Raw genomic sequence first — 13968 nt, 5'->3', positions numbered from 1 at the left:
TCAACGTTGCCGCATCAGAACTTGTAGCGGGCAGTCAGCTGAGCGTTGCGTGCGTCACCCTTGTACACGATGCTGCCACCACGGTACACCGCAGTGTAATAGTCTTCGTTGAACAGGTTCTGCAGGTTGGCGCGCAGGTCCAGATTTTCGTTGACCTTGTAGCTGGCAAACAGGTCGTAGACGGTATAGCCGTCCAGCACCATGTTGCCGTTGGCGCCGGTGTCCGGCTGGCCACCAAAGATTTCGCTGGAGTAGGTCATGGTGCCGCCGAAGGCGAAGGCCGGCGTCAGCTGATAGCGCAGCTGGGCGTTGGCACTCTTCTCGGCGAAGTTGGCCTTGGGCAGACCTTCGTTGGCCGGGTCAAATGACTCCAGGGTCTCGGAGTTCATCACGGCTGCACCGATCTGGCCGCTCAGGCGGTCGGTGATGTTGCCGGCCAGACCCAGCTCGATACCGTGCACACGGTTTTCGCCGGTATTCAGGCTGCCGCCGCTCTGATAGGAGTCGTTGCCGCCTTCGATGACGTCTTCCTTGGTGGTCTGGAATACTGCTGCAGTCAGCAACAGACGGTGATCCAGCAGGTTCCACTTGGTGCCCAGTTCCCAGTTGGTGGACTGCTCCGGCTCGGCATTGGCGTAGTTGCCGGCGTCGTCGGTGCAGATGCCGCCGTAACCGCAGTTGGTGCCGGCATCGGCCTCACCGCCGTTGATGTTGGAGGAGGTGCTCCAGCTCAGGTAGACGTTACCGTGCTCCCAGGGCGAGTACACCACGCCCATGTGGCCGTTCCAGAATGCGTCGTTGTACTTGTAGGTAGCAGCAGGAATGATCACGCCGCCGCGGCCGGTGCTCTCGGCCTTGTCCATGAAGTAGTCGAAGCGGTCATAGCGCACGCCACCGAAGATCTCCCAATCCTCGTTCAGCGTGATGGTATCCATCACATAGGCCGAGACGGTTTCCAGTTCCAGCTTGGTGACCGCATCTCCGCGGCTGGTGGTGCCGCTCCAGGCGCTGTTATCCGGGTTGTAGGGGTTAACCGGTACGCTGCTCGGGGTGACACTGTAGCCGCCTGCATCGGTCTGCTCGTTGGCAAACTCCATGCCGGTAACCAGCGTATGACGCACCTCGCCCCACATCTTGTCGATGGTGAGGTTGGTCTGGTTGCCGATGTAGTCGTTTTCCTGCCAGCCGGTAAAGGCGCGGGTGCCGCCGCTGCGCGAGCTGTAGGCGGAAATGATGTAGCTGTTCTCGGTCGAACCGATACGGCTCTTGTTCTCCAGCTTGAGGCCGTCACCCAGCTCCCATTCGAAGCCCAGAGTGAAAATGTCCGCACCTGTGCGCTGGAAGTCCAGACCGCTCTGGCCGACATACTTGCCATCATCGTCCGGCTTGCCATTGGTCATGAAGGTGCCCGGATCGGTACGGTCATCGCTGCGCGCGTAGTAGTAGTCAGCCAGGACCTTGAACTCGTCGAGGGGCTGATAGATACCGGAGATCAGCGCGCCGGTGCGACGCTTTTCAGCTGGGCCGCGGTCAGGCACTTCGGCTTCGGTGTACAGGCCGTTGAAGCGGATGGCCAGGTCGTCGGTCAGGACGCGGTTGGTATCCAGGGTATAACGCTCGAAGTCGTCGGTACCCAGGCCACCTTCAACGGTGGTGAAGTCGTCCCACAGGTTGGCTTTCTTGGTTACGCTGTTGACCGCGCCGCCGGTGGAGCCGCGACCAGCGAAGGTCGAGCTCGGGCCCTTGGCGATTTCGACCTGCTCCAGCGCGAAGGTCTCGCGGGTAATCAGGCCCGGGTCACGCAGACCGTCGGTGTAGATGTCGCTGCGGGCCTCGTAGCCGCGGATGATGTAGCGGTCGCCGAAGGAGTTGCCGCCTTCACCGGTGCCCAGGGTAATGCCGGGCTGGGCGCTGAGAATGTCTTTGAGTTCGGTCTTGCCCGAGTCTTCGATGGCGCTGCGGGTGATCACGGTCATGGTCTGCGGCGTGTCTGCGATGTCGCGGGTGCGACGGCTGTCAGACAGGGTGCGGGCCTTGTACGGTGCAGCCTCTTCAGCGTAGGGGTTGGCGTCGGCCTGAATGCCGGTGTCTTCAACGTGCAGCGTGTCGAGGCTGATTTCTTCAGCGTACAGCGGGTTGGCGATGCCACCGGAGATGGCCAGTGCCAGCGAGGTGGCGACCAGACTGTGGGGGGAAGCAATCTTGCGCATGCTGAGGTCGCTACCCGGCAGGGCAGCAGCGTTGGTGGTTTTGTTGCTCATGCTCTCTTTTTCCTGGTTCCAATGGTGTTTTCACGTTGGCGACGTCGCGTTCTTCTCTGGAATACGTCCGTTGACTGAAAACACCGGGTTTAACGCCGCGTTGCGGTTTTTCCTTTCAGGCACTGCTGTTGCTCTTTGGTGCGCGCTTCAGCGGCTGTTCACCACCTTGAAGTCGACCGGAATACGCAGGGTCATCTGCTCTTCGGTCATGTCCTCGCTGAATGGCGGGAACGGTGAGGCGTCTTCCAGCATCTTCAGTACCGCCTGATCCAGCCGCGCAAAGCCGGAGCTTTCGCGGATCTGGGCCCCTGTCACAGAACCATCGCGATGAATGGTGAAGCTCAGAATCGCGACGCCTTCCTCGCGGCGACGGCGCGACGCATGGGGGTAACGCTTGTTGCGGGCCAGACTCGCTGCCACCTTGGCCTTATAGTCGGTTGACGCGCCGCCCATGCCGCCGGCCGTGGCTGCATTACCCACTCCCGTAGACTGCTTGAGCTGCGCTTGATTGGCGTCGCTCTGACCGGTCTCGACGGCAGGCGCAGCCGGTGCAGGCTCAGGGGTGGGCTGGGGCGCTTCGACCTGCTCGCGCGGCGGTTCCGGGCGCGGCTTGGGTTTGGCCTGCACGCGCGCCTGTGCCTGCTGGCGCGGCGGTTCCGGCGCTGGTTCCGGTGGCGGCGGCGGAGGTGTCGGCTTGGGGGGCGCGACTTCCTTCGGCTGCTCGGTTTCCTGGGCTTCACCCAGATCACCCAGCATGCCCAGATCAATCTCGATACCCATTTCACCCTGCGCGGCGGCGGTGCCCTTGGGCGGGTTGAAGGCCAGCAGGGCGAATACGGCAATGTGCGCGAGAGCAGCGAGCAGAACGGCGCCAATCCAGTGATGTGCACGGATCATGGCAACGCCTCGCCGGGTTGGGTCAGCAGGGTGACGCGGCGGAAACCGGCAGCCTTGATACGCTGCAGCAGCGCCTGCAGGTTCTCGACCGGGACCTCGCCATCGGCCTTGACGGCCAGGGTGAAGCTTTCCGGGTCTTCCACTTGCTCAAAAGTGGTAATCAGCGGCGCTTCCAGCTCCTCCAGCGTGATCTGCTGGTCGTTGAGCCAGATGGTCAGCTCGGCGTCGATCAGAATCTGCAGTGCGTCGTCGTCAATCGGCGCTTCGGCAATGGATTCGGGCGGCGACACAAAGGTGGCGTCCGACTGGCTGATCTGACCGGCGACCATGAAGAAGATCAGCATCAGGAACACGATGTTGATCAGCGGGATCAGCTGATCATCACCGTTGTCCTTGCGGGTGCTGTTTTCGGCAACCAGCTTCATGGCAGTACTCCGGTCATGGAGACTTTCTTGGCACCGGCGCGGTGCAGTTGATCGAGCAGCGACACCAGCGTCTGGGTCTTGACCTCGGGCGCGGCTTCAACAGCGAAGACCGCCTCGGGGTTTGCTGCCACCAGGGCGCTCAGCGCTGTCAGGTCCTGCAGCTGATAGCTTTTGCCGGCATGGGTAACACGGCCCGCGTCGGACTCCACGCGCACCACTTCAATCTTGTCCGGCGTCTGCTCGGACTGCTCCGCCGACGACAGGGTGATCTGCCGCCAGTGCATGAAGTTGGACGAGAGCATGAAGAACAGCAGCAGAATGAACACCACATCAATCAGCGGTGTCAGGCTGATGCCGCGACGCTTCTTGCCCGGAAAGGCTTCAAGCTGCATTGGCGACCTTTCCGCTGGCGACCGGGGGCTTGGGCTGGTGGGTGAACACCTGGGTAACGGCGTCGTTCAGACTGGCGGCGATGCGCTCGACGCGGCGCTCCATCCAGCTGTGCACCGCGACCACCGGGATGGCAACCGCCAGACCCACCGCAGTGGTCAGCAGCGCCTGCCAGATACCACCGGACAGCACTGACGGGTCAACCCGGCTGCCAGCGGCTTCCATGTTCTGGAACGCGACAATCATGCCCAGAACCGTACCCAGCAGACCCAGCAGCGGCGCCAGGTTGGCGATCACCTCAAGCGGGCGCAGCAGCAGCTTGAGCTGGTTAAGGCGGAAGCTGGCGACACGTTCCAGTTCCTCGCGCAGCAGCTGCTGGTCGGTGCCGCTGCGCTTGCCGCGCATGGCCAGCAGCAGAACCGCCGGCACGGCCTGACGGGTATTGAGCTGGGCAATGGCATCGTCGGCCTTGCCCTGGTGCCAGAGCGCCAGGCTGCGACGCACGGCGCGGGTACCCTCTGGCGCTGGCATATAGAACTGCCACAGTTTGATCAGCAGGATGCTCAGGGCAGCAACCGACATGCCCAGCAGAATCCAGACCACAGGGCCACCGACGATCAACCAATCGCGCAGGGTGTCCAGCAGGGTCGTAGCTGTCTCAACATTGTCAACAGCCGCGTTCAGACTGGCATCCAGCGGGGCGGAGGTCAGAGCGGGATCAGCAGCGACGGTAGCCGCTGATGCGTCGATGGCAGCATCGGGAACGGCGGTGCCAAGAGGGGCGGCGGCGGGTTCGATTGCGGTTGGCGTGGTGGCTTCTACTGTCACTGGAGGTCTCCGGAGAGAAAATTGAGGCGCAAATGATAGGTGTTCTCATTACTTCTTGCAACAAATTCAACGCGAGCAGAATGTGCCCGGGAGCATCCGGGCAATAGCGTTGTCCCAGATAAATGGTCGCCTGCTATTGACCGCCGGGTCGCTTGGTTTTAAGGTTCGCTCCGAACGTTGAGGCTGGCACGATCCATACGGCTCAAGTACTGACGACGAGACAGCAAGACCGCAGAACAGAGCGGGCTTATTGCTTTCGGCGCACGCCTTGGGAAGTAGGCGAACCAAAGTGGGGATACTGATCAGACGTTCGCACCCCCGGGTTGTGTGTTGGCTGAAAGCGTTCAGAGTCGCTTCCGTCGGAAGGCGTACCTCAGGCTCCTGCTCATCGAGCGGGGCGTGCGTGTGCACCTCTGCCCTGCATATCTGATCCTCTTTTCGTCCCCACGCGGTCCGTCACCCGAACTTAATGCTTTGGAGCCGACGCCATGTCCATCAAACTTGACGACTACTTCGATCGTGACACCTTCAGCCGTCTGAAGGCCGCCGCTGACCAGCGTGAAACCCCCTTCCTGGTCGTTGATCTGAAAACCATTGACCGTGCCTACGACGAGCTGGTCGACGGCTTTCCGTTCGCCAAGGTCTACTACGCCGTAAAAGCCAACCCCGCCAACGAAGTGCTCTCGCTGCTGCGCGACAAGGGCTCGAACTTCGACATCGCCTCCATCTATGAGCTGGAGAAGGTACTGGCGCTGGGCGTCAAGCCGGAGCAGATCAGCTTCGGCAACACCATCAAGAAAGCGCGTCACATCCGCGCCTTCTACGAAAAGGGCGTGCGCCTGTACGCCACCGACTCCGAAGCCGACCTGCGCAACATCGCCAAGGCCGCGCCGGGCTCGAAAATTTATGTACGCATCCTGACCGAAGGCTCCACCACCGCCGACTGGCCGCTGTCGCGCAAGTTCGGTTGCCAGACCGACATGGCGATGGACCTGCTGGTACTGGCCAAGGAGCTGGGCCTGGAGCCCTATGGCATCTCCTTCCACGTGGGTTCCCAGCAGCGCGACATCGGCGCCTGGGATGCCGCCATCGCCAAGGTCAAGGTGATCTTCGAGCGTCTGAAGGAAGAGGACAACATTGTCCTGAAGATGATCAACATGGGTGGTGGCTTCCCGGCCAACTACATCACCAAGACCAACACCCTGCAGACCTACGCGGAAGAAATCACCCGCTTCCTGCAGGAAGACTTTGGTGACGAGCTGCCGGAAATCATCCTCGAACCGGGCCGTTCGCTGATCGCCAACGCCGGTATTCTGGTCAGCGAAGTGGTGCTGGTGTCACGCAAGTCGCACACCGCGCTGGAGCGCTGGGTGTACACCGACGTGGGCAAGTTCTCCGGCCTGATCGAAACCATGGACGAATCCATCAAGTTCCCGCTGTGGACCGAAAAGCAGGGCGAGCTGGAAGAAGCCGTGATCGCCGGCCCGACCTGCGACAGTGCCGACATCATGTACGAGCACTACAAATACGGCCTGCCGCTGAACCTGGCCATTGGCGACCGCCTGTACTGGCTGTCTACCGGCGCCTACACCACCAGCTACAGCGCCATCGAATTCAACGGCTTCCCGCCGCTGGAAGCGATCTATGTCTGAAGCGCGCAGCGCTTCAGACAGCGGCAAGCTGTAAGCTTCAAGCTGCAAGTGAAAACCCCACGTCGGCAACGGCGCGGGGTTTTTGTTTATGGGGTACAGGTCGCAGTTTCAATATGCCATCAGCTGGAATGGTGGGCAGCAGGTCACTGGTTGCTCTCTGGTTTGTTACAGTCCGGGCAGGACACACAAACCGCATATAGGGAGCCGTATGCTTGAGATCGCGTTTTGGGGGCTGGTCGGACTGGTGCTGATTGGGCCGTTTTTTATGAACATCGTCGGACCTTTCATCGTCTGGCGCACCCAGAGAATACCCACCATCGTCCAGTTTGAATTGGTCAGCGACGACGAGTTTTTCGAGCGTTGCACCGAGGGCGTCCCCTATTTTGACGAGCAGATGATAGATGCCGGATTCGTTGTGGTAGGTAACTCGTCGCTGCACGATAGCCACACCGATACCTGGTTTCGCGTCTACTGGCACGCGCAATTAAAGCTGGCCGGGACTGTGGTCGGCATCAGCGCAACCAATCAGCCGGATCTCACCTACTGCGAGTTCTCGCAGAAATTCTCCGACGGCCGCTGGCTGAACGTCTCCAACAGCAACCGCCCGGAAGCCTATCCGGCGCTACCGATCAAGCAGAGTTGTCAGTTCCCGGAGGTGCAGGTCGTTGAGCAATTGCTGTCGTTGCACGCGCAGCTGCGGCAGCGCCTCAAGGGTGGCCTGCAGCCAGTCGACTACCAGGCGGAGCAAGGCTTCGCCGAAATCACCGCCTTCCTGCGCGAAGAGTCTGATGCGCTGTTGGATAAGGGCCTGGTCAAACCCGAAATCGATGCCGACGGCAAGCGGTCACTCACCTTGTACGGGGCCTTTGTGATGACGTGGCGCTCGGTGTGGCCGGGGAGGGCGATTGTGGCAGCGTTGAAGCGGCGAGGTGCTAAGCGGGCTGTAGCGCGTGGCTAATGATGGCTGTTTTCAAAGTGGTTCACCTACGAAGCAATGTTCGCGATGCCACGCTAGGAGGGTCGCGTCGGGTGAGAACTTACTTGGAAGCTGCAAGACCGCCCCTTGGTGGGCGAAAAAGGTAGCGGCCATATACGCATTGCGTTGTTGGTCACGCAGTTCATTCGATAGCAGTAGTCGGTAGTCGTCGGAGAACGTGATAAGACCGCTGTCGAAAGCCTTGTCAAACATCAGGCTTAAGCACAGCCCGTTACTTGGGTTTAGCCGGTTTTGGATGTCGATGCGCCATGGGCGAATATGACTGGCGATCAGGAATCGGTCATCACTCAGTCCTGTGATACAGCAGCTATTGTTGTAGGCCGATAGAACTGCTGCACGAAATAGCTGTTGGCCCTTGCGGACTTTGGTTCTAGCGAAATGATCAGACTCTTGATAAGAGGCTGGTTCTTCAGGCTCTTTGGTTGTCTCTGTACCAAGCGCAGAAGCCAGGGCTTGTTCTGCTAGTGGCATTAGCGTGGATGTGTCACTGGTAAAGGTTTGCCACATCTGACGATCAAGCTCTGACGCTCCAGGTAGGCCCTTTCGGCCAGTGCCGGTTATTTGGGGGTCGAGACTAGCAAGATTGCTCAGCTTCATTGCCAGCGAGTCCGGCGTGCGTTGCAACGACTTGGCGGCCTGAATAATCAGCGGCTGGCGACGGTGAAACTGGCCAAATGGCAGTTGGCAATACAAGCCGAGCGCGACGAGCAACTCGTCCTGAGTCCAGCGCTTTGCCATACAACCTCCTTGTGTGTGGGTAGTGAGCATCCTACCGCAATACAAACAAAAAGCCCGCCCCTGAACCCAGGGGCGGGCTTTTTAACATCGGGCAGCGCTGTTGCTTCTAGCTTGCAGCTTGAGGCTTAAAGCTTGCCGCTCCAGAAGTAGCCGTTAGGCAAACTTCTGGATGTTGGCCATCAGCTCACGCAGGGCTTCGATGTTGTCTTTCGGGTGAACGGCGCCTTCGAAGCTGCACAGCTGCTCGAAGTTGGCGGCGACGTCTTCCGGGGTGAAGCCCTTGTCGGGGTCGAAGCCGATACCCAGGGAGCGCTCCCAGCGTACCTTGCCCATCCAGCCGCCGCCGACTTCGAACAGGCTGCCGGTTTCCTTGCACTCTTCGGAGCACAGGTAGGCAACCAGCGGGCTGACCAGTTCAGGCTTCAGCTTTTCGAATGCGCCTTCCGGGAACAGACCTTCGGTCATGCGAGTGCCGCCAGTCGGGGCAATGGCGTTGACGAAGATGTTGTTCTTGCGGCCTTCGATAGCCAGGGTACGGGTGAAGCCGTACAGGCCCAGCTTGGCCATGCCGTAGTTGGCCTGACCGAAGTTGCCGTAGATGCCGGAGGTGGACGAGGTGAAGATGATGCGACCGAAGTTGTTGTTCTTCATGTGGTCCCAGGCGGCCTTGGTAGTCTTGTAGGCGCCTTCGACGTGGACTTTGTAGATCAGGTCCCAGTCGGCATCGGTCATCTTGGCGAAGCTCTTGTCGCGCAGGATGCCGGCGTTGTTGACGACGATGTCGATGCGACCGAAGTTGTCCATCGCGCACTCGACGATGCGATCACCGTTGATGACGTTGTCCGGGTTGGCGATGGCGGTACCGCCAGCGGCTTTGATTTCTTCGACAACCTTGAGCGCGGCTTCGCTGTTGGCGCCTTCGCCGTTGGTGCTGCCACCGAGGTCGTTGACGACGACTTTGGCGCCGTGTTTCGCGAACAGCAGGGCGTGGGCGCGGCCAATACCGCCGCCAGCACCGGTTACGATGACGACTTTGTCGTCAAAACGGATATCGCTCATGGGTTGTCCCCTTGGTTTGTGCGGGTTGAAAAAGGCAGCCAGTGTCGAACAGTTGTTTGAACATGGCAAGGGGTGGGGCAGTGGTGAATAGTGGCTTATAAATGGGGCTGGCGGCGGTGTTGGGTGTATTGCAGGGGCAGCGGCCACGACATGTCGTGGCCCTACGGTGGAAGGTGGTGATGTTTGTCGTGGGCGCGGGCCAGGTGACGTATCACCGTATACGGTATGCCAGGAACCTATTTAGAGGGCTGCGTTAGCTGGTTGGGTGGGCCACCTGCCCCCGCCTGCACAGGGCCACGGCATGCCGTGGCCGGATTGCGCACGGTGGTGGAGTCAGACGGTCAGATAGCGCTGGATCAGATCGTCGTTCAGCTCAGTCATCGGGCCGTTGGCGACCATGCGCCCGCGTTCCATGATGAAGAAACTTTCCGCCGCCCGGCGGGCGAACGGCAGCTTCTGCTCGACCAGCAGCACGGTCAGCCCCAGCTCGGTGTTGAGCTTGCGGATCACGTCGCTGATGTCGCGCACGATGTTGGGCTGAATGCCCTCGGTCGGCTCATCGAGAATCAGCAGCTTGGGGTCGAGCACCAGCGCGCGGCCAATCGCCAGTTGCTGCTGCTGACCACCGGACAGGTCGCCGCCGCGACGGTGTTTCATTTCCTTGAGCACCGGGAACAGCTCGTAGATGTGCGCGGGAATCTGCCGGGCGCGGTCGGGGCGGGCGCCGAGAGAGATTTTCAGGTTCTCTTCCACCGTCAGCAGCGGAAAGATTTCGCGTCCCTGCGGCACGTAGCCGATCCCGGAGCGGGCGCGGTTTTCAGTCGAGAGCTTGGTGATGTCGCGGCCCATCAGGCTGATCTGCCCGCTTTTCACCGGCAGCAGGCCGGTGATGCATTTGAGCAGGGTGGTCTTGCCCACGCCGTTGCGGCCGAGCAGGCAGCTGCAGCTGCCTTCTTTCAGCTCCAGGTCGAGATCCCAGAGGATGTGGCTCTGGTTGTAGAACTGGTTGATGCCTTGAATGCTGAGCATGGTCATTCCCCCAAATAGACTTCGACCACACGCGGGTCATTCTGCACCTGATCCATGCTGCCTTCGGCCAGCACCGAGCCCTGGTGCAGCACGGTGACCTTGCGGGCGATGGAGCGCACGAACGCCATGTCGTGTTCGACCACGATGACCGAGTGACGGCCGGCCAGCGAGGTCAGCAGTTCGGCGGTGTGCTCGACCTCTTCGCCGGTCATGCCGGCGACCGGTTCGTCGACCAGCAGCACGCGAGGGTTCTGCATCAGCAACATGCCGATCTCCAGCCACTGTTTCTGGCCGTGGGAGAGGGCGCCGGCTTCCATGCGGAACTGTTCCTTCAGGCCGATCAGCTTGAGCACCTCGTCGATGCGGTCGAGCTGTTCGCCGGTCAGGCTTTTATTCAGCGTGTACCAGACGTGCTTGTTGGAGGCGGTGGCCAGCTCCAGGTTCTCGAACACCGAGAGCGCCTCGAAGATGGTCGGCTTCTGGAACTTGCGGCCGATGCCGCCGCGGGCGATCTCGTGCTCGGACAGTTTCAGCAGGTTCATGCGCTGGCCGAACCAGACGCTGCCGGTGTCGGGGCGGGTCTTGCCGGTGATGACGTCCATCATGGTGGTCTTGCCGGCGCCGTTGGGGCCGATGATGCAGCGCAGCTCGCCGTCATCGATGTACAGGTTCAGGTTGTTCAGCGCCTTGAAGCCGTCAAAGCTGACGCTGACGTCCTCCACGTAGAGGATCGGGCCGTGGGTGGTGTCGACCTTGGCGGAGAAGTCCGGCGCGGGCTGGACGAAGTCAAAGACTTGATCGCGGCGCCAGGTTTCGCGCAGTTGTTCAAGCGGGTTCATTGTTTGTCTCCCTTGCGGCTGAAGCGGTCGAACAGGCCCACGATGCCCTTGGGCAGCAGCAGGGTTACCAGTACGAACAGACCGCCGAGGATGAACAGCCAGGTTTCCGGTGAAAAGGTGGTGAAGAAGGTCTTGGCGTAGTTGACGCTGAACGCGCCGACGATGGCGCCGAACAGGGTTCCACGGCCGCCGGTTGCGACCCAGACCACCATTTCGATGGAGTTGAGCGGGGAGAATTCGCCCGGGTTGATGATGCCGACCTGCGGCACATAGAGCGCGCCGGCCACCGCCGCCAGCATGGCGGAGAAGACAAACAGCCAGAGTTTGTAGCTTTCGACCTGATAGCCGCTGAAGCGGGTGCGGCTTTCGGCATCACGGATGGCGATGATGACCCGGCCCATGCGTGAGGTAACGATGTAGCGGCAGGCCATGTAGCCGAGGATCAGGGCAATCGAGGAGGCGACGAACAGCCCGACGCGGGTGGTCTTGGCCGCCAGATCAAAGCCGAGGATTTCTTTGAAGTCGTTCAGGCCGTTGTTGCCGCCAAAGCCCATCTCGTTACGGAAGAAGGCGAGCATCAGCGCGTAGGTCAGCGCCTGGGTGATGATGGCGAAGTAGACGCCGGTCACCCGTGAGCGGAACGCCAGCCAGCCGAATACCAGAGCCAGCAGGCCCGGCACCAGCAGCACCATCAGCATGGCGAACCAGAACATGTCGAAGCCCTGCCAGTACCAAGGCAGCGATTCCCAGTTGAGCACCACCATGAAGTCCATCAGCTCCGGGTGGCCGTAGACGCCGCGGTCGCCGATCTGACGCATCAGGTACATGCCCATGGCGTAACCGCCCAGGCTGAAGAAGGCGCCGTGGCCGAGCGACAGGATGCCGGCGTAGCCCCAGATCAGATCGACCGACAGAGCCAGCAGGGCAAAGCACAGGAACTTGCCGAGCAGGCCGACGGTAAAGTTGGAAACATACAGCGGTGAGTCGGTCGGCACCGCCAGATTGAGAATCGGCACGATGATGGTGGTGAGCAGCACCAGGCCCAGCACCAGCATTCCGCCCCGATCACTGAGCAACAGTCGTTGGGTAAGCATACTTCCCTCGTTCAATTCGGTTGTAAAAAGGAAACGGCGGCGGCGATCAGTCAGCCGCGGCGCGCCCTTTCTGCGGGAAGAGTCCCTTGGGTTTCTTCTGGATAAACAGGATCAGCATGATCAGCACCAGCACCTTGGCGAGCATGGCGCCGGCCCAGGGCTCGAGGAAGTTGTTGATCAGGCCGAGGCTCATGGCGCTGACCAGCGTGCCCCAGAGGTTACCCACGCCGCCGAATACCACCACCATGAACGAGTCGATGATGTAGGCCTGGCCGAGGTTGGGGCCGACGTTGGTGATCTGCGACAGCGCGACTCCGGCGACCCCGGCGATACCGGAACCCAGCCCGAAGGTCAGGGCGTCGATCCAGTTGGAACGCACACCCACTGCGCGGGCCATGGCGCGGTTCTGCGAGACGGCGCGGACCTTGAGACCGAGGGTGGTGCGTTTCATCACCAGCAGCAGGGCGAAGAACACCGCCAGCCCGAACAGCAGGATGTACAGACGGGTATAGGTGATCGACAGCACCGGGTTGATGCTCAGGGTACCGCTGATCCACTCGGGTGAGGTGACCGAACGGTTGAGCGGGCTGAACAGGGTGCGTACCGCCTGCTGCAGCACCAGGCTGAGGCCAAAGGTCGCCAGCAGGGTTTCCAGCGGGCGGCCGTAGAGGAAGCGGATCACGCCGCGTTCGATGGCGATGCCGACCAGCGCGGTGATCAGAAACGCTGCCGGAATGGCAATCAGCAGGCTCCATTCGATCAGATCGGGGAACAGCACCTGAATACCCCAGGTGGTGTAGGCGCCGATCATGATCAGCTCGCCGTGGGCCATGTTGATCACGCCCATCACGCCGAAGGTGATGGCCAGGCCGATGGCCGCCAGCAGCAGGATCGAGCCCAGGCTGAGGCCAAAGAATACGTTCTCGATGAAACGGTAGAACTCGATGCGGCCCTGAATGGATTCAATCGCCTTGGCGGCAGCGCTGCGCAACTCGGCGTCTTCGTCGTTCTCGGCGACGCTGCGCAGGGCGTTGCGGGCTTCCTGCTCAAGAGAACCGCTGAGGGTGTCAATGGCGGCCATGCGTTGATCGCGGTCGCCGGTTTGCAGGTCGAACAGGGCCAGCGCGGCGTCGATCGCGTCGCTGACGCGGCCGGACCCTTCGGTCGGCTGGCGCTCGCGTAGCAGGGCGGCGGTCTCGCCGTCTACACCGTCACGGATAAAGCGCTGTACGGCGTCATAGCGCTTGTCGCTGTTGGGATGGGTCAGGTTGAGCTGAGCAACCATGCCGCGCAGCTGGGTGCGCAGGCTGTTGTTCACCGGGATGCGGCGCAGGCCGGCAGCGCCGGTCAGGTCTGAGCCATCCAGGGCGTTGGTCAGTTGGTCACCGCTGCGAATGGCGATGACCGGTGGCTTGTCCTTGCTGGCCAGCAGGTCGCCGGCAACAAGGGCGTTGAGAATATCGGCCAGACGTTCGTCTTGATGGGTGGCCAGTTGCTCGACGGTGGCTGCGCGCTGTCGCAGGTTGCCGGTCGCCAGTTGGCTGACCAGTTCGTCGAAGGTGGGTTGGGCAGGGGCTGGTTCAGCCTCCTGGGCGCTGGCGTGCAGGGGCAGACTGCACACACACAGCAGCAGCAAACGGGTAAGCCATTGCTGCACGGCATGCCGGGGTGTCAGACGGCAGATGGAGTTCATGGCATCGTCCTGATTGAGGTTCACGCTGAACATGCAACCGGGGCGTGATGGGCGCCCCGGTTACAG

At 61.2% G+C, this 13968-nt stretch carries 13 protein-coding genes; 2 read left to right on the top strand and 11 right to left on the bottom strand.

All coding sequences use genetic code 11. From position 1 onward, the window contains the following. Positions 1–14: 14 nt before the first annotated feature. From O5O48_RS01950 to O5O48_RS01930, 5 genes are all read right to left on the bottom strand, one after another. Entirely contained in the window at positions 15–2261 is a 2247-nt protein-coding gene (locus O5O48_RS01950) for a TonB-dependent receptor (protein WP_228245382.1), read from the bottom strand. Positions 2262–2408: 147 nt separating this feature from the next. Then, positions 2409–3158: an energy transducer TonB gene (locus O5O48_RS01945; RefSeq protein ID WP_088274655.1), complete on the bottom strand. Its 750-nt coding sequence runs from the start codon at positions 3156–3158 to the stop codon at positions 2409–2411. Continuing rightward, complete coding sequence (locus tag O5O48_RS01940) at positions 3155–3583, bottom strand: ExbD/TolR family protein (RefSeq protein ID WP_269688004.1); 429 nt, start codon at positions 3581–3583, stop codon at positions 3155–3157. Before O5O48_RS01940 ends, O5O48_RS01945 begins: the two co-directional genes overlap by 4 nt. Continuing rightward, positions 3580–3975, bottom strand: coding sequence for an ExbD/TolR family protein (locus O5O48_RS01935; protein WP_170063071.1), 396 nt, complete (start codon positions 3973–3975; stop codon positions 3580–3582). The genes O5O48_RS01940 and O5O48_RS01935 overlap by 4 nt, the downstream gene beginning before the upstream one ends. Further along, complete coding sequence (locus O5O48_RS01930) at positions 3965–4801, bottom strand: MotA/TolQ/ExbB proton channel family protein (protein ID WP_228245369.1); 837 nt, start codon at positions 4799–4801, stop codon at positions 3965–3967. Before O5O48_RS01930 ends, O5O48_RS01935 begins: the two co-directional genes overlap by 11 nt. A 488-nt stretch (positions 4802–5289) precedes the next feature. Between O5O48_RS01930 and O5O48_RS01925 the strand changes: the two genes are divergently transcribed. Together O5O48_RS01925 and O5O48_RS01920 are read left to right on the top strand one after the other, a co-directional pair. Further along, on the top strand, positions 5290–6453 hold the full coding sequence (locus O5O48_RS01925) for a type III PLP-dependent enzyme (RefSeq protein WP_088274661.1): 1164 nt from the start codon (positions 5290–5292) through the stop codon (positions 6451–6453). A 208-nt stretch (positions 6454–6661) separates the two neighbouring features. Then, positions 6662–7411: a hypothetical protein gene (locus tag O5O48_RS01920; RefSeq protein ID WP_269688003.1), complete on the top strand. Its 750-nt coding sequence runs from the start codon at positions 6662–6664 to the stop codon at positions 7409–7411. A 12-nt stretch (positions 7412–7423) separates the two neighbouring features. Here O5O48_RS01920 and O5O48_RS01915 read toward each other — a convergent pair whose 3' ends face one another. The 6 genes from O5O48_RS01915 to urtB form a co-directional block, all read right to left on the bottom strand. Further along, on the bottom strand, positions 7424–8188 hold the full coding sequence (locus O5O48_RS01915) for an HNH endonuclease (RefSeq protein ID WP_096003904.1): 765 nt from the start codon (positions 8186–8188) through the stop codon (positions 7424–7426). Between the two features lie 153 nt (positions 8189–8341). After that, positions 8342–9247 carry an SDR family oxidoreductase gene (locus O5O48_RS01910; RefSeq protein WP_088274667.1) on the bottom strand — a complete coding sequence of 302 codons (906 nt, stop codon included), beginning with the start codon at positions 9245–9247 and terminating at the stop codon, positions 8342–8344. A gap of 333 nt (positions 9248–9580) precedes the next feature. Further along, positions 9581–10276, bottom strand: a complete 696-nt coding sequence (gene urtE, locus O5O48_RS01905) for an urea ABC transporter ATP-binding subunit UrtE (RefSeq protein WP_088274669.1) — start codon at positions 10274–10276, stop codon at positions 9581–9583. 2 nt (positions 10277–10278) lie between these two features. After that, entirely contained in the window at positions 10279–11115 is an 837-nt protein-coding gene (gene urtD, locus O5O48_RS01900; RefSeq protein WP_233049027.1) for an urea ABC transporter ATP-binding protein UrtD, read from the bottom strand. Then, positions 11112–12224 carry an urea ABC transporter permease subunit UrtC gene (gene urtC, locus O5O48_RS01895; protein WP_412779065.1) on the bottom strand — a complete coding sequence of 371 codons (1113 nt, stop codon included), beginning with the start codon at positions 12222–12224 and terminating at the stop codon, positions 11112–11114. The genes urtD and urtC overlap by 4 nt, the downstream gene beginning before the upstream one ends. Before the next feature lie 31 nt (positions 12225–12255). Further along, the gene (gene urtB / locus O5O48_RS01890; protein WP_088274898.1) at positions 12256–13902 is read right to left on the bottom strand and encodes an urea ABC transporter permease subunit UrtB; all 1647 of its coding nucleotides are present in this window, start codon (positions 13900–13902) and stop codon (positions 12256–12258) included. Positions 13903–13968 lie beyond the last annotated feature (66 nt).

This window comes from Halopseudomonas sp. MFKK-1, assembly GCF_027474385.1.
Taxonomy (GTDB): Bacteria; Pseudomonadota; Gammaproteobacteria; order Pseudomonadales; family Pseudomonadaceae; genus Halopseudomonas; species Halopseudomonas aestusnigri.
This window is presented reverse-complemented; position numbering and strand designations above follow the sequence as displayed.